The organism is Pseudomonas sp. GW823-FHT05G12 (assembly GCF_058795575.1).
This window is the reverse complement of sequence record NZ_CM179501.1, coordinates 2,574,171-2,587,668: the sequence shown is the minus strand read 5'-3', so window position 1 is coordinate 2,587,668 and position 13,498 is coordinate 2,574,171. Positions and strand designations below refer to the sequence as shown.

The window sequence follows — 13,498 nt, the reverse complement described above, 5'->3', positions numbered from 1 at the left end:
GCGGGCTTTCTGTTTGCCGCGCATACTGAAATACCCACCCCTGCAGGGTACCGGCCATGAACCGCTGCCTGCTGCTCGCGGCCTTGCTGCTGTGCGCCTCTGCCCTGGCCACCGATGACTGGCACCTGGCCTACGACCGCGAAGGCATTCGCGTGTACCTGAAAGATGCAGGCGACTCGCCCTACCAGCAATTTCGTGGTGTCAGCACCATGAAAGCCAGCCTGCGCACGCTCACTGACCTGCTGGATAACCTGCGGGTGGCCTGCAAGTGGCTGTACGCCTGTGACCAGATGCGGCTGCTGGATGTGGAGGGTGACAACACCTGGGTGTACCTGACCACCCAGCTGCCTTGGCCGGCGAGGCCGCGGGACATCGTGCTGAAAGTGACCAGCGAACGCCTGGTCGACGGTACCCTGGTGCGCCACCTGAGCGCCGATCCCGACAGGATCCCCAAGGTTGACGGCCTGATCCGGGTAGAGCACCTGAGTGGTGTGTGGCAGATGAAACCGCTGGGTGACCGGGTGACCGAGGTGACCTACCAGTTGCAGGCCGCCCCTGCCGGAGATGTGCCGGGGTGGCTGGCCAACCGGTTTGTGGTGGATACGCCGGTGGTGACGTTGCGTACGTTGCGAGCGGTGGCTGAGCGCCAACCTTGAAGTGCCGGCAGGCCGCAGACCGACTGCAGCAGGGTCAGCAGCTTTTTATGCAATACCCCTCTCTGGCTCAGCGGTCACATCTTATAGGTCGAAAGCAGGATGCTGGTCTCGGTGTTCTCGATATGCGGGATCGAGCGGATGGCGTTCAGCGCCAGGTCGAACGCTTCGAGGGTGTCGGCGCGCAACTCTGCCATCAGGTCCCAGCGGCCATTGGTGGTGTGGATGGCCACCACATTGGGATGCCCGCGCAACGCGTGCTTGACCTCTGCGGCATGGTGGCCGCTGATGCCGATGCTGGTGATTGCCCGCACCCCCTGATCCAGCGCATCGGAGCGCAGACGTACCGTATAACCGATGATCACACCCTGCTCTTCAAGCCGGGTGATGCGGTTATGCACCGTTGCCCTGGCCACCTTCAGCTTTTTTGCCAGGGTCAGCACCGGGGTACGTGCGTTGTCCCGCAACAGTGCAATCAGTTCCCGATCGATCGTGTCCATAAGCCTGCCAAATAATCAGATTGCTACGTTGGGTTGGCAGATTGTCCAGAAGCCTGATGAAACTGACAACCTGTATGCTTCCGATTGGCGCAACCTGTCATCAAAATATTCATGCGGCTTCACTTCGATAATCTCAAGCGCTTACCCCGCACTGCTGGGCAAGCGCACAATAACAAGGTGCAAGAGCATGACGTATTTCATTGATGTTCCAACCATGTCGGACTTGGTGCATGACATTGGCGTAGCGCCGTTTATTGGCGAGCTTGCCGCTGCCCTGCGGGACGATTTCAAACGCTGGCAGGCGTTTGACAAGTCCGCGCGCGTTGCCAGCCACTCGGAAGTGGGCGTGATCGAACTGATGCCGGTCGCCGACAAAAGCCGCTATGCCTTCAAATACGTCAACGGCCACCCGGCCAATACTGCACGCAACCTGCATACGGTGATGGCCTTCGGTGTACTGGCCGATGTCGACTCCGGTTACCCGGTGCTGCTGTCCGAACTGACCATCGCCACCGCCCTGCGCACCGCAGCGACTTCGCTGATGGCAGCCCAGGCACTGGCCCGCCCGAACGCGCGCAAGATGGCGCTGATCGGCAACGGCGCGCAAAGCGAATTCCAGGCCCTGGCCTTCCACAAGCACCTGGGCATCGAAGAAATCGTCGCCTACGACACCGACCCGCTGGCCACCGCCAAGCTTATCGCCAACCTCAAGGAATACAGCGGCTTGACCATCCGCCGAGCCAGTTCGGTTGCCGAGGCGGTGAAAGGCGTGGACATCATCACCACGGTGACGGCCGACAAGGCCTACGCCACCATCATTACCCCCGACATGCTGGAGCCCGGTATGCACCTGAACGCCGTGGGTGGTGACTGCCCTGGCAAAACCGAGCTGCACGCCGATGTGCTGCGCAACGCGCGGGTGTTCGTCGAGTACGAGCCACAAACCCGTATCGAAGGTGAGATCCAGCAGCTGCCGGCGGACTTTCCGGTGGTCGACCTGTGGCGCGTGCTGCGCGGAGAAACCGAGGGCCGCCAAAGCGACAGCCAGGTCACTGTATTCGATTCGGTGGGCTTCGCCCTCGAAGACTACACCGTACTACGGTACGTACTACAGCAAGCCGAAAAGCGCGGGATGGGCACCAAGATCGACCTGGTGCCGTGGGTGGAGGACGACCCGAAAGACCTGTTCAGCCACACCCGAGGCCGCGCTGGCAAAAGGCGCATCCGACGGGTTGCCTGACATTGAATCGGTTTAGTCGAACGTGTGGGAGCAGGCATGCCCGCTAAGCAGGCTGCACGGTGCATGGCACGGGCTTAGCCCGTGCTCGCCGGAAAAGCCCACAGTGATCGCACTGGCGTTGGGTCGTGTGCAAGCGCATTTCCCACTGACCGTCAGATCCCACCGCCCGCCAGCAACTGCGTCATCACCTCAGCCAACGCCTTGACCATCACATCCGCCGTCGGCCGGTGCACGATGACGATCTCATAGCTGTCGACCTCCGGCAGCCCTTGCCCGGCCCCCAGCACCCTGTGCTCGCCGGTGGCCGCCCTGGGTGGCAGCAGGCTGATACCCATGCCATCGGCGACCGCAGCCTGGATGCCACTGAGGCTGGAACTGGTAAAGCTGATGCGCCAGCGCCGCCCCATGCCTTCGATGGCGTTGATCATGTCCTCGCGGTACAGGCCGCGTGGCGGAAAGGTGACCAACGGGATCGGGTCCAGCTCGAAGGCAGGCGTGTGTGCGCTGTCGATCCACTGCAGACGCTCTGGCCAACAGGCCACACCCTCACGGCTGTTGCGCCGCTGCTTGAGCAGCACCAGGTCAAGTTCGCCATTGTCATAGGCCTGGCTCAGGTCACGGCACAAGCCGCTGGTCACTTCGAGCTTCACCTGTGGGTGCAGCCGGCTGAATGCCGACAGCGCATTGGTGGTACGCCCGCCCACGAAGTCCTCGGGCACACCAAGCCGTACCGTGGTGCCCACCATCGCCCCGGCCAGGGCTTCAAGCATCTGATCGTTCAGGGCCAGCATGTGCCGGGCATAGCCGAGCAAGGTCTGCCCGGCGTCGGTCGGCAGCACATCACGGTTGCCTCGCACCAGCAGGCGGTGGCCGACCATGTCTTCCAGGCGGCGTACTTTCTGGCTGATCGTCGACTGGGTCGAATGCAGCCGCGCGGCAGCGGTGGTGAAGCTGCCGCAGTCGGCCACCACGACAATGGCGCGCAGCAGGTCGAGGTCGAACAGAGCTCTATTCGATTTCACGCTGATAGACATCTAGATATTCAACGACTGAATGGCAAGTCTGCGTTCTATCACGGCTAGTCACCGAGGGCCACTCCTTCCCGCCGAGGATCGGCACCGCCTGACCAACCCTCGCCGCTGCGCTGGATGATCTGCATGCCGCTGGTCATGGTCATCGGTGTCACCTCATGGCCCCAGGCTGCCAACTGGCGGATCAGCGCCGGGCTGCTCAGCCCTGCTTCCACTTCGGTGCCGGCATTGCGGCTGCCGAAGTTGGGCAGGCCCGCGGCCTGTTGCGGGTCGAGCTGCCAATCCAGCAGGCCGACCAGCGCCTTGTTCACGTAACCGATGATCTGCGAACCACCCGGCGAACCGAGGCTCGCGACAAACTCGCCCGTGGCACGCGAGAACACCAACGTCGGCGCCATGGCCGACAGCGGCCGTTTGCCCGGCTGCACCCGATTGGCCACAGGCTTGCCGTGCTCGTGGGGGATGAACGAGAAGTCGGTCAGCTGATTGTTGAGCAGGAAGCCCTTGACCATCAGGTGCGAGCCAAATGCGGCCTCCACCGAGGTGGTCATGGCCAGGGCCTGGCCGCTGTCATCCACCGCACTGAGGTGAGAGGTGGAGATGCGCAGTGGCGAGCGGTCGGGCGCAAGCGTCAGGTCCGCCCCTTGCGGCTGGCCCGGGCGGGCGCGCTTCATGCTGTGCTCGCCGATCAGCGCCGCGCGGCTGGCCAGATAAGCAGAATCGGTCAGGGCCTTGACCGGGACGGGCACGTAGTCGCTGTCGGCCAGGTACTGAGCGCGGTCGGCGTAGGCCAGGCGCTCGGCCTCGGCGATCAGGTGCACGGCCATGGGCGGGGCTTCCAGGCGGGCCGGGGACGAGGTGGCCAGCGGTCGCAGCGCTGCCAGGTCGCGTTGCGGCGCGGTGCGCTGCACGGCTTCGAGCAGGCCCAAGGTTTGCAGGACGGTCACCCCACCCGATGAGGGCGGCGGCATGCCGCAGATCTGCCAGGCCTTGTAGGGACCGCACAACGGCTCGCGCTCCTTGGCCTGGTACCGCTGCAAGTCCTGCAACGACAGATACCCGGCATTGGCATGGCCACGCACCTTGGCGACGATGGCTTCGGCAATTTCACCGCTGTAGAACACCTCGGGCCCCTGTGCGGCGATCTGCTCGAAGGTCTGTGCCAACTCAGGGTTGCGCAGAATTGTACCCACGGCCAGCGGCCTGCCCTGTTCATCCAGGAAGTAACGAGCCATTGCGGGTGAGCGGGCAATGTAGGGGTCCCCGGCCAGTAGCGTGTGCAGGCGCTCGGAAACCGCGAAGCCGTTGCGTGCCAAGGCGATGGCCGGGGCGAACAGGTCGTGCCAGGGCAACTTGCCGTGCTGCTCGTGGGCCAGTTTCAGGGCACGCAGCACCCCGGGCACGCCCACCGAACGCCCACCGATCTGCGCCACCCGGAACGGCATGGGTGTGCCATCGGCTTGCAGGAACAGTTTTTCCGTCACCGCCGCAGGTGCTGCCTCACGCCCGTCGAATGCCTGCACGCGCTTGCCATCCCAGTACAGGATGAACGCCCCGCCACCGATCCCACTGGACTGCGGCTCGACCAGTGTCAGCACCATTTGCATGGCGATGGCGGCGTCAATCGCACTGCCGCCGGCACGCAACATCGCCCGCCCCGCTTCACTGGCCAGCGGGTTGGCTGCGGCAACCATGTGCCGGCTGGCGTGCACCGGCTGCAAACCGCTGCGGTAGCCGGAGGCCAGTTCCGGTGGCGTGGGCAATACCTGGTCGGCGCCGGCCCAGTTACTGGCAACCAGCAGGCACAGAGCGCCGATCAGCGGGGTGGGATATTTCATCGTCATGCATCCTGCCATCACCTATTCAGCGAAGCACTGTCGGTCATACGCAGTCTCGACTTCAAGCCTTGGTGTAATTACCGGCAAGCCATTCGCTGACCAATGCAGCCCTTGCTCCCTGCATGAGTGCCAGGTTTGCGCAATGACGGATCAGGTCACTTCTTCGAACGGCAGCCCCACATAGTTCTCGGCAATGTTCACCAGCCCCGCCGGCGAGGTCAGGAAGTACTCGCGGTCAGCTTCCTGCATCTTCTGGTCCCAAGCGTCCTTGTGGCTACCGAAGTCATGCAGCAGTTGGGTCATGAACCAGCTGAAGCGCTCGCCCTTCCACACGCGGCGCAGTGCCAGCGGCGAGTATTGAGCAAGCAGGTCGACGCGCCCTTCGTGGTACACCTTGACCAGAATGCGGTACAGGTAGTTGACGTCCGAGGCCGCCAGGTTAAGGCCTTTGGCACCGGTAGGGGGGACGATGTGCGCAGCGTCACCCACCAGGAACAGGTGACCATACTGCATGGGTTCGACCACCAGGCTACGCAGCGGCGCAATGCTTTTTTCCAACGCAGGGCCTGTGACCAGGTCCGCCGCCACCTCGGCGGGCAAACGGGCTTTCAGTTCGTCCCAGAAACGCTCGTCAGACCACTCCTCGACCCGATCCTGCAAAGGTACCTGCAGGTAGTAGCGGCTGCGTGTTTGCGAGCGTTGGCTACACAACGCGAAACCGCGCTCATGGTGGGCGTAGATCAGCTCGTGATTGACCGGCGGTGTGTCCGACAGCAGGCCCAGCCAGCCAAACGGGTAAACCCGCTCATACTGTTTCAGCACGCCCTCCGGGATGCTCTGCCGCGAGATGCCGTGAAAGCCGTCGCAGCCGGCGATATAGTCGCAGTCAATCCGCTGCACCCGGCCATCCTTTTCGAACGTCAGGTAGGGCTTTTCGCCTTTCAATTCATGCGGCTGAACGTTGGCGGCTGAATAAATGATCGGCGCACCACTGGCTTCGCGGGCCTGCATCAGGTCACGGGTGACTTCGGTCTGGCCGTAGACCATCACCGTCTTGCCGCCGGTCAGGGCTTTGAGATCCAGACGCTGGCGGCGCCCGCCAACCAGCAGTTCGACCCCCTCGTGCACCAGGCCTTCACGGTCCATGCGCTCGGCCACGCCGGCCTCGCGCAGCAGGTCGACCGTGCCTTGCTCCAGCACCCCGGCGCGGATGCGGCCTAGTACGTACTCGGCGGTCTGGCGTTCGACGATGATGTTATCGATACCGGCCTTGTGCAGCAGCTGGCCCAGCAGCAGGCCAGACGGACCTGCACCAATAATTGCAACCTGAGTTTTCATTGTTGTTGTCTCTGTTCGGACGATACCGGCCCGGGACTGGCAGCGGGGCGGCATCTGCTGTTAGGGTTTGCCATTGCATTTTTACTGGCAGAAAACGCCGTTTAAGTGTGCTATTCCATAAAAAACCTGCACTTTTACGAAAAGCGTTCGATTAACGGACAGGCCAACCCAGATGAAATCCACCCTCCCCGGCGTCCCGTTGTTCAAGCTGTATGGCGAAAATCAGGCCTGGCCCGGCACCGACCTGCTGCACTGCGAGTCGATCCCGGCACGCAGCCGCCTGCATCACTGGGAGATCAAGCCGCACCAGCATGCCGAGCTGTTCCAGCTGCTGTATGTACAGCGTGGCCAGGCCCAGGTGGAGATCGAGGGGGTGCGCAGTGCCATCGGCGAAGCGGCGATCCAGGTCGTGCCACCGATGACCGTGCATGGCTTTCGCTTCAGCGCCGATATCCAGGGCTATGTCCTGACCTTTGGTACTGCCCTTGTAGCGAACCTGGAACAGCGCCTGGGCGCGCCACTGACGGTGCTGGCACAGCCTGCGTGTTATCCGTTGGGCCATGACCGCGTGCACCTGCGCAGCCTGGTCGACACCTTGCAGCGGGAGTACCAAGGCAATGCCCCGGCACGCGCCGCGATGTTGGAAGCGTTGGTGACCGCGCTGATGGTGTGGATCAGCCGCCGTCAGCAGCAAGGGCAGGCACCGCGTAACCGTGATGAACGTGACCGCCTGTTGCTGGGGCAATACTTGCGCCTGGTCGAAGCGCATTACCGCGAGCATCTGTCGGTTGAAGACTTTGCCGCGCGGCTGAATATTCCGAGTTTGCAACTGAACCAGCTGTGCCGGGCACTGAGCGGTCAGACTGCATTGCAGGTGGTGCACCAGCGGTTGTTGCTGGAGGCGCGACGCAACCTTATTTACACGCGGATGAGCATCGGGCAGTTGTCGGATAGCCTGGGGTTTACCGACCCGACCTACTTCGCCCGGTGGTTCAAGCGCTTGAGTGGGCAAACGCCCAATGCGTATCGCAGATCAGGGTTGTCGGAATAATCCTTGGCGGCCTCTTCTTGACGTATACGTCAACCTGCCCTCAGGATATCCGCATACCCCACGCCGAGCCCGAGCATGAGCACTCAGACCTACAGCATCTCCGACCTGTCCCGCGAACTGGACATCACCACCCGCGCTATCCGCTTCTACGAAGAACAGGGCCTGCTCAGCCCTGAGCGTCGCGGGCTGGAACGTATCTACTCACCGCGCGACAAGGTCAGCCTGAAGCTCATCCTGCGCGGCAAGCGCATCGGCTTTTCCCTGGCCGAGTGCCGCGAGCTGATCGAACTGTACGACCCCACCAGCGGCAACCTCAAACAGCTCAACAGCATGCTGGCGAAGATCGCCGAGCGCCGCGCGCAACTGGAGCAGCAGATGCTGGACATTCACCAGATGCAACTGGAACTGGACACCGCCCAGGAACGCTGCGAACAAGCCCTGGCCGCCACCCTGAACAACAAAGACAACCGCTGAACGCCACAGGAAACCCGCCATGTCCTTGCCCAAACACGTCCGCCTGGTCGAAGTCGGCCCCCGCGACGGCCTGCAGAACGAAGCCCAGCCCATCAGCGTCGCCGACAAGGTACGCCTGGTCAACGACCTTACCGAAGCGGGCCTGGCCTATATAGAAGTGGGCAGTTTCGTGTCCCCCAAGTGGGTGCCACAGATGGCCGGCTCTGCCGAGGTATTCGCCGGCATCCAGCAGCGCCCCGGTGTGACGTATGCCGCGCTGGCGCCGAACCTGCGCGGTTTCGAGGACGCCCTGGCTGCCGGGGTCAAGGAAGTAGCGGTGTTCGCTGCCGCCTCCGAAGCGTTCTCGCAGCGCAACATCAATTGCTCGATCAGCGAAAGCCTCAAGCGCTTCGAACCCATCATGGACGCTGCGCGCAGCCACGGCGTGCGCGTGCGCGGGTATGTGTCGTGTGTGCTTGGCTGCCCTTACGAGGGCAAGGTCAGCGCCGAGCAGGTGGCCCCGGTAGCCCGCGCCCTGCACGACATGGGCTGCTACGAGGTCTCGCTGGGTGACACCATCGGCACCGGCACCGCAGGCGACACCCGACGCCTGTTCGAGGTGGTGTCGGCCCAGGTACCGCGCGAGCAGTTGGCCGGACACTTCCATGACACTTACGGCCAGGCCTTGGCCAACGTCTATGCCAGCCTGCTCGAAGGCATCAGCGTATTCGACAGCTCGGTAGCCGGGCTGGGCGGCTGCCCTTACGCCAAGGGTGCTACCGGCAATATCGCCAGCGAAGACGTTGTGTACCTGCTGCAGGGGCTTGGCATTGAAACCGGCATCGACCTGGGCCGGCTGATAGCCGCCGGCCAGCGCATCAGCGACGTGCTGGGCCGCGACAACGGGTCGCGGGTAGCACGGGCGTGCAGCGCACGATAGGTCACACGGGTGTCACATTGGTGTGGGTGAAGTGTTACCTCCCGCACATTTCACAGCAAAAAATCGGGTAACAGGGAAACAAATCGGCAGAATTTCAGGCTGGGTGGTGTCGACCAAAATTCTTAACTCATTGATTTTAAAGGGTTTTCAAAAGTTGGCACGCACCCTGCTATATCTCTGGTACAACAACAAAAAAAACGCGATACCCAATAAAAACAACAGGTAACGGCTCTGACATAACAAGAACAACACGGCAGAGGCGTAGCAAGCAGATTTTTTTGGAGTCGACACGCTTTTCAGGGGTTCGCCCCGCGGTCTGGCACAGAACAATAAAAACTACCTCAAGGTAGGGGCAGCCAGGTTCGGATCAGCAATGATGAAAGCAGGTCAGCGCTCAAAAAAATACGTTTGCTCTTGACCCCGCATGGGGGTCGCCCGCAACACCAGGACAAGCCGACAAAAACAACAATAGGCCGGTCCCAATAATAAAAAAAGAGCAGGCAACAACGCTTTGAGGGGAGCTTCGGCTCCCCTCAGTGCTTCCTGCCCTCTTCCTCCTTCTGCTTCTCCTCATCCTGCCCTTCGACCTTCTCCACCAGCAACGGCATCGTGCCCAGTACCAGCAGGGCCAGTACCGTGCTGATCAGCGCCGTGGCTTCGCGTCCCATGCCAGCCGCCGTACCGATGGCAGCGGTCATCCATAGCCCGGCAGCGGTCGTCAGGCCCTTCACATGGCTGGTGTCCTGGCCGTTACCCTTCAGAATGGTACCCGCACCGAGAAAACCGATACCGGCAACGATGCCCTGGATCACCCGACTGAGTGCCTGTTCGTCGGACCCCGCCATACTGGGCGACAGAACGAACAGGGCGGCCCCCAGCGACACCAGCATATGGGTACGCACCCCGGCAGACTTGCCCTTGTGTTCGCGCTCGAAGCCCAGTACTGCGCCAAGCACAGCAGCCATCAGCAAGCGCACAAGGATTTGCGTCACCTCGCGCTCATCGGTGACATCGGCGAATTCCGCCTGGATTGCTTGCCAGATGACGTCCATCGCAGTTGTTTCCCCTGCTTGAGCTTTATGAATCCGCCTGCCACGTCAGCAGGCCTGCCCTATGCAAGGTTGACCGTCACACGTACTGCAAAGTGCCGCTCAGCTTGCTGATGCAGCAACTGGCCCCTGACCGTGGTCCACCCTGTAATCACCCCGGGAGGACCCCACCATGCCCATTGAAATCGACGAAACCACCCGCCGCTGCACGCTGATCGGCGAAGGCCTGCGCATCGAGGGCGAAGGCCCGGATATCGAGATCATCACCGACGAACAGTTGCGTATGTCGGTGGCCATACTGGCCGGCCAACGCGTGCCCATTACCGAAACCGAGGCCGATGCACTGACCGTGGCGGGTGCGGTGGATAGCCGCAGGCATCTGAAGGCCAGCGCGCCAGGCTCGGTGATATGAGGCCTGGCGGGGCCATGCGGCAAATCTGATATGGTTTTTATCGTAAAATCTGAACCTGTGCTGATAACAGCTTCAGCGCCATAGTGCTCATGCCTGATCGAGGCCTGATGAGCACCGAACCATGAACGATAGAATCCCTTTTACAGAGATCGCCACCGCCCCAGCCAGCATCCAAGCGCGACGCACCGACAGCGGCATCCAGACCCGCAGCTTTACCGGGCTTTACCGTAACCTGCGCATCGGCTTTGCCGGCGCCCTGTTCGTGCTGTTCTTCGGCACGGCCTGGCTGAACTGGAACGGCCGCCAGGCCGTACTGTGGGACCTGGGAAACAGCAAGTTCCACATCTTCGGCGCCACCTTCTGGCCCCAGGACTTCATCCTGCTGTCGGCGCTGCTGATCATCTGTGCCTTTGGCCTGTTCGCCATCACCGTCTACGCCGGGCGCGTCTGGTGCGGTTACAGTTGCCCGCAAAGCACCTGGACCTGGCTATTCATGTGGTGCGAAAAGGTTACCGAGGGGGACCGCAACCAGCGCATCAAGCTGGCCGCGGCGCCCTGGAGCCTAAACAAACTGGCCCGTCGCACGCTCAAGCACAGCCTGTGGTTGGCCATTGGCGTGCTCACGGGGCTGACCTTCGTCGGCTACTTCACCCCGATCCGGCCACTGGCCGCAGAATTGCTCACCTTGCAACTGGGCGGTGTGGCACTGTTCTGGGTGCTGTTCTTCACGGCCGCTACCTACATCAATGCCGGCCTGCTGCGTGAAGCGGTGTGCCTGCACATGTGCCCGTATGCGCGCTTCCAGAGCGTGATGTTCGACAAGGACACCCTGGCGGTCGCTTACGACCCGCGTCGTGGCGAAGCCCGTGGTCCGCGCAAGAAAGGCAGTGACGTCGGTGCCCAGGGACTGGGCGACTGCATCGATTGCACCCTATGCGTGCAGGTGTGCCCCACCGGCATCGACATCCGTGATGGCTTGCAGATGGCTTGCATCGGCTGTGCCGCGTGCATCGACGCCTGTGACGGAGTAATGGACAAGATGGGTTACGCCCGCGGCCTGATTGGCTACAAGTCCGAGCACAGCCTGCAAGGCGGTACCACGCACTGGCTGCGCCCGCGCCTGTTGGGCTACGCTGCCGCACTGCTGGTCATGATCGGGGCACTGGTGGTGGCCCTGCAGATGCGCCCGATGGTATCGCTGGATGTGATCAAGGACCGCGGCCTGTTCCGCGAAAACGCCCAAGGCCAGATCGAGAACATTTACCTGCTCAAAGTCATCAACAAGACCGAACGTACCCAGCACTATCAATTGCGCCTGCTGGACGCTGACGGTTTCACCCTGCAGGGCAATAGCGCACTGGTCATCCCTGCTGGCGAAATGAGCGAACTGCCGGTGTCGGTGGCGATGCTCGCCGAGCGCCCGAGCAGCAGCTCGCAGACGCTGAGCTTTGAAATCAGCGAGCGAGACGACCCCACTATTCGCAGCGTGGCGCACAGTCGCTTCGTCGCCCCCATGAACCGCTGATCCTTTACACTCACGCCACCTTGCCTGCCAGGCTTGGACAGAAGGCCAGAATGAAACGCTACGAACGCTTCGCCGATGACATTGCCGAACTGATCCGCTCCGGGGTGCTGGGCCCCGGCCAGCGCGTGCCGTCCGTGCGCTACGCCAGCCAGACCCACGGGGTCAGCCCGTCTACCGTGTTCCAGGCCTATTACCTGCTGGAACGGCGCGGGCTGATCCGCGCCCGGCCGCGCTCCGGGTATTTCGTCAACGCCCACGTTCCGCGTCAGTTCAGCGAGCCGCAGGCGCTGCAACCGGTGAGCGAGTCTACCGATGTCGACGTCAGCGCCTTGGTATTTTCGATCCTCGACTCGATCAAGGACCCCAACACCATTGCCTTCGGCTCAGCCTTTCCCAGCCCTGAACTGTTCCCGCTGCAACGCCTGTCCCGCTCACTGGCCAGTGCCAGCCGCAGCATGGACCCGCGCATGGTGGTGACCGATCTGTCCCCTGGCAACCCGCAGCTGCGCCGGCAGATCGCCCTGCGTTACATGGTCGGTGGGCTGATGCTGCCGATGGAAGAGCTGCTGATCACCAACGGCGCACTGGAGGCCCTGAACCTGTGCCTGCAGGCCGTGACCCAGCCGGGCGACCTGGTCGCCATCGAGGCCCCGGCCTTCTATGCCTGCCTGCAGGTGCTGGAGCGGCTCAAGCTCAAGGCCGTGGAAATCCCCGTGCACCCGCGCGAGGGCATGGACCTGGGGGTGCTGGCGCAGACCCTGGAAAAGCACCCGGTTAAGGCCGTGTGGTGCATGACCAATTTCCAGAACCCGGTAGGTGCAAGCATGCCGGAGGCCAAGAAACAGGCCCTGGTGGAGTTGCTGGCGCGCCATCAGGTGCCGTTGATCGAAGACGACGTGTACGCCGAGCTGTACTACTCGCAACAGGCGCCCAAACCCGCCAAGGCCTTCGACACTCAGGGCCTGGTCATGCACTGCGGCTCGTTCGCCAAAAGCCTGGCACCGGGCTATCGCATTGGCTGGGTGGCCGCCGGGCGCTTTGCGCAGAAGATCGAGCGGTTGAAACTGATGACCTCCCTGTGTGCCTCCATGCCGGCTCAGGCGGCCATCGCCGACTACCTGCAACACGGCGGCTACGACCGCCACCTGCGCAAGCTGCGCTACGCGCTGGAGGGCCAGCAGGCCAACATGCTGGCAGCCATCGCCCGCCACTTCCCGGCGCAGACACGGGTCAGCCAGCCCTCCGGCGGCTACTTCCTGTGGCTGGAACTGCCCGAGCAGATGGACGCCCTCAAGCTGTTCCACATGGCCCTGGCCCAAGGCATCAGCATCGCCCCTGGGCCGATCTTTTCGCCCACCCGACGCTTTGGCAATTGCATCCGCCTGAACTACGGCAGCCCCTGGCATGACGGCGCCGAACAGGCCATGGAAACCCTCGGGCGGATCATTCGCTCGTTCTGATAGCGAGG

At 62.6% G+C, this 13,498-nt stretch carries 13 protein-coding genes; 8 read left to right on the top strand and 5 right to left on the bottom strand.

What is annotated here, in order from left to right; translation table 11 throughout:
• Nucleotides 1-56: 56 nt before the first annotated feature.
• Nucleotides 57-656 (top strand): START domain-containing protein, encoded by a 600-nt coding sequence (locus AC3RCM_RS11745; protein ID WP_492629621.1) that lies wholly within the window; start codon nucleotides 57-59, stop codon nucleotides 654-656.
• 74 nt (nucleotides 657-730) lie between these two features.
• Here the strand turns inward: AC3RCM_RS11745 and AC3RCM_RS11740 are convergent, their stop codons facing one another.
• Complete coding sequence (locus tag AC3RCM_RS11740) at nucleotides 731-1,153, bottom strand: Lrp/AsnC family transcriptional regulator (RefSeq protein WP_198748098.1); 423 nt, start codon at nucleotides 1,151-1,153, stop codon at nucleotides 731-733.
• A gap of 187 nt (nucleotides 1,154-1,340) precedes the next feature.
• Here AC3RCM_RS11740 and ocd point away from each other — a divergent pair, with 187 nt between their 5' ends.
• Complete coding sequence (gene ocd, locus AC3RCM_RS11735; RefSeq protein ID WP_010954390.1) at nucleotides 1,341-2,393, top strand: ornithine cyclodeaminase; 1,053 nt, start codon at nucleotides 1,341-1,343, stop codon at nucleotides 2,391-2,393.
• A gap of 152 nt (nucleotides 2,394-2,545) precedes the next feature.
• On the opposite strand, the gene AC3RCM_RS11730 is transcribed toward ocd, so the two are convergent.
• From AC3RCM_RS11730 to pobA, 3 genes are all read right to left on the bottom strand, one after another.
• Nucleotides 2,546-3,427 carry a LysR substrate-binding domain-containing protein gene (locus AC3RCM_RS11730; protein WP_003247855.1) on the bottom strand — a complete coding sequence of 294 codons (882 nt, stop codon included), beginning with the start codon at nucleotides 3,425-3,427 and terminating at the stop codon, nucleotides 2,546-2,548.
• Between the two features lie 44 nt (nucleotides 3,428-3,471).
• Entirely contained in the window at nucleotides 3,472-5,262 is a 1,791-nt protein-coding gene (gene ggt, locus AC3RCM_RS11725) for a gamma-glutamyltransferase (RefSeq protein ID WP_492629620.1), read from the bottom strand.
• A gap of 150 nt (nucleotides 5,263-5,412) precedes the next feature.
• Nucleotides 5,413-6,600 (bottom strand): 4-hydroxybenzoate 3-monooxygenase, encoded by a 1,188-nt coding sequence (gene pobA / locus AC3RCM_RS11720; RefSeq protein ID WP_064493370.1) that lies wholly within the window; start codon nucleotides 6,598-6,600, stop codon nucleotides 5,413-5,415.
• A 172-nt stretch (nucleotides 6,601-6,772) separates the two neighbouring features.
• On the opposite strand from pobA, the gene AC3RCM_RS11715 reads away from it, so the two are divergent.
• The 3 genes from AC3RCM_RS11715 to AC3RCM_RS11705 all read left to right on the top strand — a co-directional run bounded on the left by AC3RCM_RS11715 (nucleotide 6,773) and on the right by AC3RCM_RS11705 (nucleotide 9,044).
• Nucleotides 6,773-7,651 (top strand): helix-turn-helix domain-containing protein, encoded by an 879-nt coding sequence (locus tag AC3RCM_RS11715; RefSeq protein WP_003247849.1) that lies wholly within the window; start codon nucleotides 6,773-6,775, stop codon nucleotides 7,649-7,651.
• Nucleotides 7,652-7,726: 75 nt separating this feature from the next.
• The gene (locus AC3RCM_RS11710; protein ID WP_003247847.1) at nucleotides 7,727-8,125 is read left to right on the top strand and encodes a MerR family transcriptional regulator; all 399 of its coding nucleotides are present in this window, start codon (nucleotides 7,727-7,729) and stop codon (nucleotides 8,123-8,125) included.
• A 19-nt stretch (nucleotides 8,126-8,144) separates the two neighbouring features.
• The gene (locus AC3RCM_RS11705; protein ID WP_020191380.1) at nucleotides 8,145-9,044 is read left to right on the top strand and encodes a hydroxymethylglutaryl-CoA lyase; all 900 of its coding nucleotides are present in this window, start codon (nucleotides 8,145-8,147) and stop codon (nucleotides 9,042-9,044) included.
• Between the two features lie 533 nt (nucleotides 9,045-9,577).
• Here the strand turns inward: AC3RCM_RS11705 and AC3RCM_RS11700 are convergent.
• Nucleotides 9,578-10,096, bottom strand: a complete 519-nt coding sequence (locus tag AC3RCM_RS11700) for an MgtC/SapB family protein (RefSeq protein WP_014590733.1) — start codon at nucleotides 10,094-10,096, stop codon at nucleotides 9,578-9,580.
• Nucleotides 10,097-10,265: 169 nt separating this feature from the next.
• Here AC3RCM_RS11700 and AC3RCM_RS11695 point away from each other — a divergent pair, with 169 nt between their 5' ends.
• The 3 genes from AC3RCM_RS11695 to mapR all read left to right on the top strand — a co-directional run bounded on the left by AC3RCM_RS11695 (nucleotide 10,266) and on the right by mapR (nucleotide 13,490).
• Nucleotides 10,266-10,505 carry a DUF3203 family protein gene (locus AC3RCM_RS11695; protein WP_003247835.1) on the top strand — a complete coding sequence of 80 codons (240 nt, stop codon included), beginning with the start codon at nucleotides 10,266-10,268 and terminating at the stop codon, nucleotides 10,503-10,505.
• Nucleotides 10,506-10,626: 121 nt separating this feature from the next.
• A complete protein-coding gene (gene ccoG, locus AC3RCM_RS11690) occupies nucleotides 10,627-12,030 on the top strand; it encodes a cytochrome c oxidase accessory protein CcoG (protein ID WP_104887749.1) in 1,404 nt (467 codons plus the stop codon).
• A 50-nt stretch (nucleotides 12,031-12,080) separates the two neighbouring features.
• Nucleotides 12,081-13,490 (top strand): GntR family transcriptional regulator MpaR, encoded by a 1,410-nt coding sequence (mapR, locus tag AC3RCM_RS11685; RefSeq protein WP_003247831.1) that lies wholly within the window; start codon nucleotides 12,081-12,083, stop codon nucleotides 13,488-13,490.
• Nucleotides 13,491-13,498 lie beyond the last annotated feature (8 nt).

Coding starts and splice junctions, on each gene's coding strand:
- AC3RCM_RS11745 (WP_492629621.1), top strand. CDS start 57: ATGAACCGCTGCCTGCTGCTCGCGGCCTTGCTGCTGTGCGCCTCTGCC.
- AC3RCM_RS11740 (WP_198748098.1), bottom strand. CDS start 1,153: ATGGACACGATCGATCGGGAACTGATTGCACTGTTGCGGGACAACGCA.
- ocd (WP_010954390.1), top strand. CDS start 1,341: ATGACGTATTTCATTGATGTTCCAACCATGTCGGACTTGGTGCATGAC.
- AC3RCM_RS11730 (WP_003247855.1), bottom strand. CDS start 3,427: ATGTCTATCAGCGTGAAATCGAATAGAGCTCTGTTCGACCTCGACCTG.
- ggt (WP_492629620.1), bottom strand. CDS start 5,262: ATGAAATATCCCACCCCGCTGATCGGCGCTCTGTGCCTGCTGGTTGCC.
- pobA (WP_064493370.1), bottom strand. CDS start 6,600: ATGAAAACTCAGGTTGCAATTATTGGTGCAGGTCCGTCTGGCCTGCTG.
- AC3RCM_RS11715 (WP_003247849.1), top strand. CDS start 6,773: ATGAAATCCACCCTCCCCGGCGTCCCGTTGTTCAAGCTGTATGGCGAA.
- AC3RCM_RS11710 (WP_003247847.1), top strand. CDS start 7,727: ATGAGCACTCAGACCTACAGCATCTCCGACCTGTCCCGCGAACTGGAC.
- AC3RCM_RS11705 (WP_020191380.1), top strand. CDS start 8,145: ATGTCCTTGCCCAAACACGTCCGCCTGGTCGAAGTCGGCCCCCGCGAC.
- AC3RCM_RS11700 (WP_014590733.1), bottom strand. CDS start 10,096: ATGGACGTCATCTGGCAAGCAATCCAGGCGGAATTCGCCGATGTCACC.
- AC3RCM_RS11695 (WP_003247835.1), top strand. CDS start 10,266: ATGCCCATTGAAATCGACGAAACCACCCGCCGCTGCACGCTGATCGGC.
- ccoG (WP_104887749.1), top strand. CDS start 10,627: ATGAACGATAGAATCCCTTTTACAGAGATCGCCACCGCCCCAGCCAGC.
- mapR (WP_003247831.1), top strand. CDS start 12,081: ATGAAACGCTACGAACGCTTCGCCGATGACATTGCCGAACTGATCCGC.